The organism is Halanaerobiales bacterium, assembly GCA_035270125.1.
Classification (GTDB): Bacteria; Bacillota; Halanaerobiia; order Halanaerobiales; family DATFIM01; genus DATFIM01.
Genome location: DATFIM010000013.1, coordinates 1 through 12,387, shown reverse-complemented (window position 1 = coordinate 12,387; position 12,387 = coordinate 1). Strand labels below are relative to the sequence as shown.

15 protein-coding genes are annotated in these 12,387 nt (G+C 30.0%); all 15 read left to right on the top strand.

Translation table 11 applies throughout. The features are described from left to right. Positions 1–82: 82 nt before the first annotated feature. Positions 83–1,189, top strand: coding sequence for a DNA-processing protein DprA (gene dprA / locus VJ881_00760; protein ID HKL74570.1), 1,107 nt, complete (start codon positions 83–85; stop codon positions 1,187–1,189). Between the two features lie 86 nt (positions 1,190–1,275). Beyond that, positions 1,276–1,761 (top strand): DUF494 family protein, encoded by a 486-nt coding sequence (locus VJ881_00755; protein ID HKL74569.1) that lies wholly within the window; start codon positions 1,276–1,278, stop codon positions 1,759–1,761. Positions 1,762–1,777: 16 nt separating this feature from the next. After that, the gene (topA, locus tag VJ881_00750; protein HKL74568.1) at positions 1,778–3,859 is read left to right on the top strand and encodes a type I DNA topoisomerase; all 2,082 of its coding nucleotides are present in this window, start codon (positions 1,778–1,780) and stop codon (positions 3,857–3,859) included. Positions 3,860–4,001: 142 nt separating this feature from the next. Further along, positions 4,002–4,547, top strand: coding sequence for an ATP-dependent protease subunit HslV (hslV, locus tag VJ881_00745; protein ID HKL74567.1), 546 nt, complete (start codon positions 4,002–4,004; stop codon positions 4,545–4,547). Positions 4,548–4,557: 10 nt separating this feature from the next. Then, the gene (hslU, locus tag VJ881_00740) at positions 4,558–5,970 is read left to right on the top strand and encodes an ATP-dependent protease ATPase subunit HslU (GenBank protein HKL74566.1); all 1,413 of its coding nucleotides are present in this window, start codon (positions 4,558–4,560) and stop codon (positions 5,968–5,970) included. A 21-nt stretch (positions 5,971–5,991) separates the two neighbouring features. Further along, entirely contained in the window at positions 5,992–6,774 is a 783-nt protein-coding gene (gene codY, locus VJ881_00735; GenBank protein ID HKL74565.1) for a GTP-sensing pleiotropic transcriptional regulator CodY, read from the top strand. 207 nt (positions 6,775–6,981) lie between these two features. Continuing rightward, a complete protein-coding gene (locus VJ881_00730; GenBank protein ID HKL74564.1) occupies positions 6,982–7,491 on the top strand; it encodes a chemotaxis protein CheW in 510 nt (169 codons plus the stop codon). Positions 7,492–7,514: 23 nt separating this feature from the next. Next, entirely contained in the window at positions 7,515–8,138 is a 624-nt protein-coding gene (locus tag VJ881_00725; GenBank protein ID HKL74563.1) for a chemotaxis protein CheC, read from the top strand. Beyond that, complete coding sequence (locus VJ881_00720) at positions 8,138–8,617, top strand: chemotaxis protein CheD (protein HKL74562.1); 480 nt, start codon at positions 8,138–8,140, stop codon at positions 8,615–8,617. Before VJ881_00725 ends, VJ881_00720 begins: the two co-directional genes overlap by 1 nt. Positions 8,618–8,833: 216 nt before the next feature. After that, positions 8,834–9,580, top strand: a complete 747-nt coding sequence (rpsB, locus tag VJ881_00715; GenBank protein HKL74561.1) for a 30S ribosomal protein S2 — start codon at positions 8,834–8,836, stop codon at positions 9,578–9,580. 79 nt (positions 9,581–9,659) lie between these two features. Beyond that, complete coding sequence (gene tsf, locus VJ881_00710) at positions 9,660–10,556, top strand: translation elongation factor Ts (protein ID HKL74560.1); 897 nt, start codon at positions 9,660–9,662, stop codon at positions 10,554–10,556. A 160-nt stretch (positions 10,557–10,716) separates the two neighbouring features. Continuing rightward, positions 10,717–11,436, top strand: coding sequence for a UMP kinase (gene pyrH, locus VJ881_00705; protein HKL74559.1), 720 nt, complete (start codon positions 10,717–10,719; stop codon positions 11,434–11,436). Positions 11,437–11,468: 32 nt separating this feature from the next. Beyond that, positions 11,469–12,026: a ribosome recycling factor gene (gene frr, locus VJ881_00700; GenBank protein ID HKL74558.1), complete on the top strand. Its 558-nt coding sequence runs from the start codon at positions 11,469–11,471 to the stop codon at positions 12,024–12,026. Further along, complete coding sequence (locus VJ881_00695) at positions 12,027–12,230, top strand: hypothetical protein (protein HKL74557.1); 204 nt, start codon at positions 12,027–12,029, stop codon at positions 12,228–12,230. Between the two features lie 50 nt (positions 12,231–12,280). Beyond that, positions 12,281–12,387 (top strand): undecaprenyl diphosphate synthase family protein (locus VJ881_00690; GenBank protein ID HKL74556.1); only part of this gene is annotated, 107 nt, incomplete at its 3' end.

The window sequence follows — 12,387 nt, the reverse complement described above, 5'->3', positions numbered from 1 at the left end:
CTTAAAAATAAATAAGCAATTATGCAGGAAAAATATTACTTATTATCTAATTATTATATAATAAGTAATAAGGAGGGAAATTATGAATAATAAAAAATACTGGATTGGTTTAAGTAAACTTGAAGGACTTGGCCCTATTTTTATTAGTAAATTATTAAAAAAATTCAAATCCCCTAAAAAAATTTGGGAAATTGATAGAAATCAATTAAGAAAAATCAAGGGCTTAGGTCATAAAAAAATAGAGAAGATAATATCCAGTAAAAATAAATTAAATTTGGATAAAGAAATAGAAAAATTAGCTGAAAGTAATATTGAATTTGTAACTTTAAATGATGATAAATATCCGATGTTATTAAAAGAAATTTATGATCCTCCACCGGTATTATATTATAAAGGTAGTGGAGATTTTTATGGCAATTTTATGGCTATAGTAGGTGCCAGAAGAGCAAGTTTATATGGTAAAAAAATAGCAATGAATTTAGCCTCAAAATTGGCAGCAAGAGGGATTACAATTGTGAGTGGTATGGCCAGAGGTATAGATAGTGCAGGTCATAAAGGTGCAATAAGAGTTTCTGGGAATACAATAGCAGTACTTGCTTCTGGAGTAGATTATGTGTATCCTCCAGAAAATAATGATTTATATAAAGATATATTAAAAAGTGGATTAATAGTAAGTGAATTTCCACCGGGGATAAAACCAATCCCTGGGTATTTTCCAAGACGAAATAGACTAATTAGTGGACTATGTCAGGGAGTTATAGTAGTTGAGGCTGCTTATAAAAGTGGTTCATTAATAACATCAGATTTTGCCTTAGAACAAGGAAGAGAAGTTTTTGCTGTTCCAGGAAATATTGACAGAACTCAAAGTAAAGGTTGTAATAATTTAATTAAAGAGGGAGCTAAGATAGTAACTTCTTATCAAGATGTAATTGAAGAGATGTTTTTTTATGATAAAGAAGAAAAAACAGGAATTAATTATCCTGAACTTAGTAAAATGGAAGAAAAAATTATAAAAATCTTTCAAATTAACAATGAATTATATTTTGATCAGATTTATGAAATGACCGAAATAAATAAAAATAATTTAAGTTCAGTTTTATTAAAGTTAGAGTTAAAAGAATTAATAGAGTTAAATTCTTCAAAAAAATATGTCTTTAAGGGTTTACAAAAGCTATTAAAACCTCTATAATTTATACTAGTTATAATCAAATTGATAAATAAAATGAATAATTTGTAATTAAAGGAGGGAAAGATAGGTTAGACCTGTCAAAACTCATGAATGATAATGTTATAGAAATTGTAAGTTTAATAGTTAAAAAAATGCTTAAAGATGAATATATTGATCAGGAAGAAATAATAACAGAATTAGTTGATCAGGGTTATGAATTAGAGGATATAGATGAAGCTTTTGCTTTGATTTTATCTGATGAAAATATTTCTGAAGAAAATATATGGGGAGCTAATGAAAATAAAGATATAATTTATAATCGTATTTTTACTTTTTCTGAAAAAATGTACCTTCCTCTCAAGTTGCAGGGTTTAATATATAGATTGATAGCTAAGAATATATTATCTCCAGAGGAAAGTGAAAAACTTATAACACGAACAGTAAAAAATGTATATACTGGTTCTATACAGATAAAAGATTTATGGAGTACATTACAGGATATAGTTGATGATAAAGTACGTCTTGAATCTATTTTAAAAGATATACCTGAATTTAATGAAATTATTGAAGAAAAATATAAATTTGTAAATTAATTTTGGAGGTGTAATTGTGGCTAAGAAAAGCAGAGAATCTACTTTAGTTATTGTAGAGTCTCCAGCTAAAGCTAAAACAATTAATAAGTTTTTAGGAAAAGATTTTAAAGTAAAGGCATCGATGGGGCATGTAATAGATTTGCCTAAAAGTCAATTAGGAGTAGATGTAGAAAATAATTTTAAACCTAAATATATTACTATTAGAGGAAAAGGGAAGACCTTGAGTAAATTAAAAAAAGCTGCAAAAAAAAGCAAAGACGTTTTACTTGCAACTGACCCGGATAGAGAAGGTGAAGCTATTTCATGGCACCTCTCCCGGGCTTTAAAACTTGATGAAGATAAAAATCATAGAATAGCATTTAATGAAATCACAGAAACTGCTGTTCAAAATGCACTTGATAATCCAAGACAATTAGACAAAGACCTTGTAGATGCTCAACAGGCAAGAAGAGTGTTGGATAGACTTGTAGGTTATAAATTGAGTCCTTTACTCTGGAAAAAAGTTCGTAAAGGTTTGAGTGCAGGTCGTGTTCAATCAGTAGCAGTGAAAATAATTTGTGATCGAGAAGACGAAATTGAAAAGTTTGATCCTGAAGAATATTGGACTTTAACTGCAAATCTGAAAAAAGAAAAAAATAAAATTGAAGCTGATTTGCATAGAATAAAAGGTGAAAAGTTTAGAATTGAAAGTGAAAAAGAAGTTACTGAAATTGTAAAAGATATTAAAGGTGAAGATTTTATTGTAGATAAGGTTAAAGAAAGAAAACGGAAGCGAAACCCTAACCCACCTTTTACAACAAGTACTCTTCAACAGAGAGCTTCTTCTTTGTTAGGTTTTACTGCAAAAAAGACTATGTATTTAGCACAGCAACTATATGAAGGTATTAATATAGGTAAAGATACAGTTGGTTTGATCAGTTATATAAGAACTGATAGTACAAGAATTTCAAAAGAAGCTAAGAAAAATGCAAATAAATATATTGGAGATGAATTTGGAAATAAATATCAATTAAATAAAGATAAAAAATATAAAACAAATGATTCTGCCCAGGATGCTCATGAGGCTATTAGACCAACATCTGTATTTAGAGATCCTAAGAAAATGAAAAAACATTTAAATAGAGATCAATATAGATTATATAAAATAATTTGGGAGAGATTTGTAGCCAGTCAAATGACTTCAGCAGTTTATAAAAATCTAACTGTAAATATAAAAGTTGCTAATGATTATATGTTTAGAGTATCTGGTTCTAAAATTCTTTTTCCTGGATTTTTAAGAGTTTTATCACATAATAATAAAAAAGATGATATTTTACCGAAATTTACTGAAGGAGAAAAACTAGATTTAGATAATTTAGACCCTGAGCAGCACTTTACTAAACCACCTTCTAGATATACAGAAGCCAGTTTAGTAAAAGCTCTTGAAGAAGAAGGGATAGGTAGGCCTTCTACTTATGCTCCAACAATGTCTACAATTATCTCTAGAGGTTATGTTGAAAAAGAAAGTAAGAGTTTAAAACCAACAAAATTAGGTAAAACAGTTACTGAATTATTAAGTGGATATTTTCCAGAAGTAACAGATCTTGAATTTACTGCTCAAATGGAGAAAAGACTTGACCAGGTTGAAGAAGGAGAAGATTGGAAAGAATTATTATCTGATTTTTATTTTCCTTTTAAAGAGCGACTTGATGATGCTCATGAAAATATGGATAAAGTAAATGTCTTAGAAGAAACTGATGAAGTTTGTGATGAATGTGGAAGGCCAATGGTTGTTAAGTATGGAAGATATGGTAAATTTCTTGCCTGTACTGGTTATCCTGATTGTAAAAACACCAAACCATTTTTAGTAAAGACTGGAGTAGATTGTCCTGAATGTGAAGATGGAGAAATTGTAGAGAGAAAAAGCAAAAAAGGGAGAAAATTTTATGGTTGTAGTAATTATCCAGATTGTGATTTTGTAGTCTGGAATAAACCTGTAAAAGAAAAATGCCCTAAATGCGGAAGTCTTATGGTAGAAAAACATAGTCGAAAAAAAGGCACATATTATAAATGTATCAACAAAGAGTGTGGATATACTAAAGATCCGGATGAAGACTAATTTAATAAGGATTAGTTGATTGTCAATATTTTTTAATTTGCAAATAATTACCTTGACATTATTTGATTTTATATGTTACTATATTGAAAAGAATAAAAATAATTTTGAATCATTTGACAATTTAATATGAGGAGGTAATAATTTGTCGAAATTACCTATTGAAGCTACTACTATTGTTGCTGTAAAAAATGGAGATAACGTTGCACTGGCAGGAGATGGTCAGGTTACTATGGGAGAAACTGTAATGAAAGCTGGTGCACGAAAAGTTCGTAGATTGTATAATGGTGAGGTTATATCAGGTTTTGCTGGAACTGCTGCTGATGCTTTTGCTTTATTTGAAAAATTTGAAGTCAAATTAGAAGAATTTCATGGCAATTTAGAAAGGGCAGCAGTTGAATTGGCCAAAGAATGGCGAACTGATAAAATGTTAAGAAAATTAGAAGCATTATTGCTTGTAGCAAATAAAGAGAAAATTTTACTAATTTCTGGTACTGGAGATATTATAGAACCTGATGATAATATTACTGCTATAGGTTCTGGTGGTCCTTATGCTAGGGCTGCAGCAAGAGCTTTATATAAACATAATAAAAATGATTTATCTGCCAGTGAAATAGCTAGAGAAGCTATAAATATTGCAGGAGATATTTGTATTTATACTAATAATAATATAAGCATTGAAGAAATTTAGGAGGTGAATGATGGATAATAAATTAATATCAAATAACATTGAGGAAGAACTCACTCCAAGAGAAATTGTAAAAAAATTAGATAAATATATTGTTGGACAGGATGATGGAAAAAAAGCTGTAGCAATAGCTCTGAGAAATAGATATAGAAGAAGAAAAATTTCTTCTGATCTTCAGGATGAAATTATTCCCAAAAATATTTTGATGATAGGGCCTACGGGTGTGGGTAAAACAGAAATTGCTCGCCGTTTAGCAAATATTGCAAATGCGCCTTTTATAAAAATAGAAGTTACTAAATTCACAGAAGTTGGATACGTCGGTCGTGATGTGGAATCAATGGTTAGAGACTTAGTAGAAACTGCTATTAGAATGGTAAAAAATCAAAGAATGAAAGAAGTGGAAGAAAAGGCATATAAAATGGCTGAGGATAGAATTGTTGATATATTACTACCATTACCAGATGGTAATAAAAATAATAATTCTTTTAATTTTTTGTTTAATGATGAAGAAAAAGAAGAAAATGATAGTGATCAATATATGAAATTAAAGGAAAGAAGGCAGCGTTTACGAAGTCGTTTGCGTAATGGTGAGCTTGATGATAGAATGGTAGAAATAGAAGTTGAAAAAAAGAATAATAAAATGATGGATATGTTTTCAGGTTCAGGTATGGAAGATATGGGAATTAATTTTCAGGATATGTTAGGTAATATCTTTCCTACCCAAAAGAAAAAAAGAAAAGTAAGTATTTCTGAAGCAAGAGAGATTCTTAAAGAAAAAGAAGCACAAAAACTTATTGATATGGATGAAGTAAGTGAAGATGCAATTGAAAAAGTGGAAAATAGTGGGATTATATTTTTGGATGAAATAGATAAAATAGCTGGAAGAGAATCAAATTCTGGACCTGAAGTTTCACGTGAGGGGGTTCAAAGAGATATTCTCCCGATTGTTGAAGGATCAACTGTTTCTACAAAATATGGTTCAGTTCAGACTGATCATATACTCTTTATATCAGCTGGTGCTTTTCATGTATCCAAACCAGCAGATTTAATTCCAGAATTACAGGGAAGATTTCCGATAAGAGTGGAACTTAATAGTTTAACAAAAGAAAACTTTAAAGAAATTTTGTTACAACCACGAAATGCTTTAACAAAACAATACAAGGCTTTACTTGAAACAGAAAATCTTAATATTGAATTTACTTCTGAGGCTATTGATGAAATCGCTTCTTTTGCCTTTAAAGTTAATGAACAAACAGAGAACATTGGAGCTAGAAGATTACATACTATAATGGAAAAACTATTAGAGGATTTATCTTTTGAAGCTCCAGAAATTGATAAAAAAGAGTTTGTAGTTGATGTTAAATATGTTAGAGATCAATTGGCTGATGTAGTACAGGATAAAGATTTAAGTAAGTATATTTTATAATTTGAATGGAGGTAGATAAAAATGAATTCATTATTAGAAAGAAGTAGAAAGATAAATAGATTATTACAAAGATCTGGAGGAAGAGCAGTTGATTTTGCAGAAATGGCTGATGTATTAAGAAATGCTATAAATTGTAATGTATATATAGCAAGTAAAAAAGGTAAAATTCTTGGATTTAGTTTATTAGACGATTTTGAATGTGATATTATGGAAGAAGAAGTTATTGATAAAGGAAAATTTCCTGAAGGTTATAATAAAGGATTATTACGAACTAGAAATACTAAAGAAAATATTGAACAAAAAGATGGTAAATGTGTATTTAAAGAAGGTGAAGATTGCCTTTATGAGAACAAACTTACTACAATTGTTCCGGTTTTAGGTGGAGGAGACAGATTAGGAACATTAGTATTAGCTCGCTATGGTGAAGAATTTACTGATGAAGATATTATTCTTGCTGAATATGGAGCTTCTGTAGTTGGTATGGAAATATTAAGATCAAGAAGTGAAAAAATAGAAGAAGAAGCCAGAAAGAAAGCAGCTGTACAAATTGCGATTGACACATTATCTTATTCTGAATTAGAAGCTATAGAACACATTTTTGAAGAATTAGATGGTGAAGAAGGACTACTTGTAGCAAGTAAAGTAGCTGATCGAGTAGGTATTACCAGATCAGTTATTGTTAATGCTCTGCGTAAGTTTGAAAGTGCTGGAGTTATTGAATCACGTTCCTTAGGAATGAAAGGGACATATATTAAAGTATTAAATGATTATTTGCTTGAAGAGTTAGAAAAACTAAAAGCTTAAAAACATATAAATATTTATTTATGCCCTCATTTGATCTTTTATTTGAGGGCTTTTGTTATATAATATATCTTTTTAGTAATTTCAGGAAGGGATTTAAATATATTTGTCGAAAAAATAATAGTATAGATGGAAAGACTGATTTTTTAATCAAAATAATCATTTAATGTGAAATTAAAACTAAGAATATTTATAAGAGAGGTGCTTATAATGTTATCAAATTTTAGTGATAAATCTGAAGATAATTCAGCATCAGTAAATCAATATGTTGTATTTGTAATTGATGAACAAAATTTTGGGGTAGATATTACTCAGGCTAAGGAAATAATAAATCAAACTGAATTAACATCAATTCCTAATGCTCCAGATTTTGTTGAAGGTGTTACTAATTTGAGGGGAGAAATTGTTCCTATTATTAATCTTGATAAAAGACTGGGAATAAATAATTTTGATCGTAAAAAAGAAAGCAAAATAATAATAGTTGAATTTGAAAATACATTAGTAGGTATGGAAGTAGAAGACGTAGAAGGTATAATAAGATTAAATACTGAAAATATAGGCAAAGCTCCAAAAATAACCCAAGGAGTAAATCAGGAATACATTAGTGGAGTTGGAAAACTAGATGATGATAATAAATTATTGATATTATTGGATTTAAATAAAATTCTTACTAGAGATGAAATTAAACAACTTGAAAACATAGAAACAGAGAATAATTAAAGTATAAAGGAGGTTCTGGTTTTATGGCTAACGATGATTTGATACAAAATTTAACTGAAATGCAAAAAGACGCTTTAAAAGAGATAGGTAATATAGGTGCCGGAAATGCCGCTACTGCTTTTTCTCAATTCTTAGATTGTAAAATTGATATGACAGTACCTTCTGCTGAAGTATTGTCCCTTTCTGAAGTGCCGGAAGTTACAGGAAATGCAGATCAAGATGTAATTGGAATATTATTACAGGCGATGGGAGAGGCTCCAGCAAGCCTATTATTTTTATTGAGTGAAGATAGTGCAAAACGACTTTTACAGAGTATATTAAATAAAGAAATTGATTTAGATAATATTGATGAAATGGAAATATCTGCTATCAAAGAAATAGGTAATATTTTAAGTGGCTCTTATTTAAGTGCATTAAACAAATTAACAGGTTTTAATTTGATTCAATCAGTACCTGGGTTTGCTCATGATATGGCTGCTGCTGTTATAAGTTCATCAATGGTCCCTTTGTCTCAAGCAAGTGACTATACTTTACTTATTGAAACTAAATTTTTAGATGGTGACCATGAAATTGAAGGTTATTTTATGCTTATCCCACACTTAGGTTCTCTTGAAAAAATACTAAATTCTTTGGGGATTGAAACTTAGTGGATAAACAAGAACACAGGGTGAAAATGGCTGAATATGCTATTTCATCTTCACCAGACGTTTTAATTACTATAGGTTTAGGTTCATGTGTGGGAATTGCTCTTTATGATAAGAGAACAAAAATTGGTGGTCTTGTACATATTATGTTACCTCAAAATAAAAAGAACTTAAAACCAGCTAAATATGCAGATACTGGGATTCCATATATGATTGAAAAAATGGAAAAAAATGGTGCAAAGAAACGAAGAATGGTTGCTAAAATTGCAGGTGGAGCTCAAATGTTTTCAATGGGGGGAGAAGATTCTGGTTTAAAAGTTGGAGAAAGAAATGTAATAAAAGTAAAAGAAGTTTTAAAAGAAGAAAATATTGATATTGTAGGTGAGGATGTTGGAAAAAATTATGGTAGAACAATGAAATTTTACACTGATAGTGGTAAAGTTTTAATCACCTCTCATAGAAAAGATGACAATATTTTATAATTTTTTTAAGAAGTTTAATTTTAATTATTGATAATTATATAGTTTTGTGGTATACTAGCAAATGGTACAAAATACACACGCTTATGGACTCTATCACTGGTGCTGTAATCTAATATTACAGAAGTGATATCAAAACTAAACCTGGTTTTGATGCCATTTAATATGGTAGAGGTTGAAATAAGCGGAGGTTAAACCAGGAAAGGGGGTGCAAGTTTTATGTCAATAGTTAATATGAAACAGTTACTTGAATCTGGTGTTCACTTTGGACATCAAACACGTAGATGGAATCCAAAAATGGAGCAATATATTTTCACTGAAAGAAACGGTATCTACATTATTGATCTTCAGCAAACAGTTCGCCTTATAGATAAGGCTTATGATTATGTAAAAGAACAGGCGGGTGAAGGTAAAGAAATACTTTTTGTAGGTACTAAAAGACAGGCTCAAGAAACTATAAAAACTGAGGCAGAACGTTGTGGTATGCCTTATGTCAACGAGCGCTGGTTAGGTGGTATGTTAACTAACTATCAGACAATCAAAAAACGTATTGATCGTTTGGAAGAATTAGAAGAAATGGAAGAAGATGGTACTTTTGAAGTTCTACCTAAAAAAGAAGTAATTGAACTTGAAAGAGAACGTGATAAGTTGAAAAAGTTTTTAGGTGGAATCAGAGATATGGATGGTCTTCCAGATGTAGTTTATATCACTGATCCACGTAAAGAATCAATTGCTGTGTCTGAGGCTAGAAAACTCGATATTCCAATAGTTTCTATTGTTGATAGTAACTGTGATCCTGATTTGATTGATTATGTTATTCCAGGTAATGATGATGCTATTAGAGCTGTTAAATTAATCAGTAGTGTTATAGCTGATGCTGTACTGGAAGGTAAGCAGGGAGAACAGTCTAAAGAAAATGAACAGAGTGAAGAGGCCCAGAAAGAAAATGCAGAAGAAGTAAATTAATAAATTTATTGGAGGCGTTGGTGGGGGCTTGATTTAGCTTTCTACCACGCCTTTTTTTAAGATAAAGGAGGAAAAAAACATGGGTTCAATGAAAAAAATTAAAAAACTCCGCGAAAAAACTGGAGCAGGAGTGCTGGATTGCAAAAAGGCACTTTCTGAAACTGATGGTAATGTAGAAGAAGCAGTTGATTATTTGAGAGAAAAAGGAATATCTGATGCTGCTAAAAAATCAGATAGAGTTGCAGCTGAAGGATTGGTTAATGTAATGATTAATGATAAACGTGATAAAGGTTTAGTTGTAGAAATTAATAGTGAAACAGATTTTGTTGCTAAAAATGAAAAATTCAAAAATCTAGTTTCTGAAATGTCAAATCATATTATGGATAGTGATAAAAAAGATATAGATTCACTTTTAGAAGAAAAATGGTATGATGATGATAGTAAAGATGTAAGTACAATATTAAAAGAAGCTATTGCCAGTATTGGTGAAAATATTAATTTAAGAAGATTTGAAAAGTATAAAACTGATGAATTTTTACATGGTTATGTTCACATGAATGGTAAAATTGGTGTTTTAGTAGAATTTGCTGGTGAAGATACTGAAGAAAATATTAAAAAAGCAAATAATGTCGCAATGCATATAGCAGCCAAAGCACCTGAATACATTTCTAAAGAAGAAGTTAGTGATGAAGTTATTGAAAAAGAAAAGAAAATATATAAAGAACAAATGTTAAATCAGGGTAAACCGGAACATATCATTGACAATATTGTAGAAGGTAAAATTAATAAATATTTTACTCAGATTTGTCTTGTAGATCAAGAATATGTTCGTGATACTGATATTACAGTCGGAGAACTTCTTGATGAAGCTAATCTTGAAGTGAAAAGATTTGAAAGATATGAATTAGGTGAAGGAATTGAAACTGAGGAAGAAGATTTTGTTTCGGAAGTCCGAGCTGAAGTAGAAAAAAATTAATAAATTTAATAAGAGAACACATTTATGTGTTCTCTTTTTTTAAATGTATAATTTTAATTATATAATTTTACTAGCATTTATATCTATAAATAATAAATACATAAATTTTGAAAAAGGGATTTTATAATTTTCAGAGAATAATAATATTGGAGGTTATTATATGGTGGATAATCCAGTATACTCGAGAGTTTTATTAAAAATTAGTGGTCAGGCCCTTGCAGCAGGTAAAGGATTTGGCATAGAACCTAAAACAATTAAAAAAATTGCAGAAGAAATTTATAATGTGGTGGATGAGACAAAAGTTGAATTAGCAGTAGTTGTTGGGGGAGGTAATATTTTTCGTGGAATTGCTGGAAGTGCTCGGGGTATGGACCGAGGAACAGCTGATTATATGGGTATGCTTGCAACAGTAATTAATGCTCTTGCTCTCCAGGATGCAATAGAAAAGTTTGGATTAGAAACAAGAGTACAATCTGCAATTGAAATGAGACAGGTTGCTGAGCCATATATTAGAAGGAGAGCTATAAGACATCTAGAAAAAGGAAGAGTAGTAATTTTTGCAGCTGGAACTGGTAATCCTTTCTTTTCAACTGATACAACAGCAGCTTTAAGAGCGGCAGAGATTTCAGCAGACGCAATTCTTATGGCTAAAAGTGTTGATGGTGTTTATGATTCAGATCCTGTATCCAATCCAGAAGCCATTAAATATAAAGAATTAAGTTATATTGATATTCTAAACAGATCATTGGGGGTAATGGATTCAACAGCTGTATCATTATGTATGGATAATGATATCCCCTTAATTGTTTTTGCCGTTTCGGAAGAAGGTAATATCAAAAAAGTTTTAATGGGAGAAGAAATAGGTACTTTTGTTCGTTAAAAAATTTTATAATATATTAGGGAGGGTTTAAATTGATTAATAAAGTAATGAAAGCTACTGAAAAGAAAATGGAAAAGGCTTATAAAAACACAAAACAGGAGTTTAATACTGTAAGAACAGGAAGGGCAAGACCTTCACTTGTGGAAAATATTATGGTAGATTATTATGGAACCCAGACTCCAATTAATCAATTGGCAAATATCTCTGCACCTGAAGCCAGACAATTAATTATTGAACCTTTTGATAAGAATGTTATTGAAAATGTAGAAAAAGCAATTATGAAAGAAAATTTGGGATTAACTCCTAACAATGATGGTAATTTAATTAGAATAAATATTCCTCAATTAACTGAAGAAAGAAGAAAAGAAATGGTTAAAGTAATAAATGAAAAAGCTGAAGATGGAAGAATTGCTATAAGAAATATTAGAAGAGAAGCAAATGATCAATTAGAAAATTTGGAAGAAGATGGAGAAATTTCGGAAGATAATTATCATAGAGGTCTGGATAATATTCAGGAATTAACTGATGAATATATCGAAAAAATTGATAAACTTCTTGAAAGAAAAAAAGATGAAATCATGGAGGTTTAAGTGATTAAAAGTTTTGATAAATATTTAGGCGAATACTATGATATAGTTTTAAAAAAACTTAAAAATAAAGGATTTGAATTTAGAACAGAGGAAGTTAAACCATATGAAGATATGGAGCCTTCTGGTGAAAAAAGAATTATAGATATTAGAAAGATTAATAATAAAAAACTAAAAATAATATGGAGTTATGAAGATTATAATTAAAATCCCCCTCTGTTGAGGGGGTACTTAGTTTAAATATAGGAGGAAAAGTAATGACTATTCCAAAACATGTTGCTATAATAATGGATGGTAATGGTAGATGGGCTCAAAAAAAAGGCTTACCACGTCGAAAAGGTCATAAAGAAGGGGTAAGTACTTT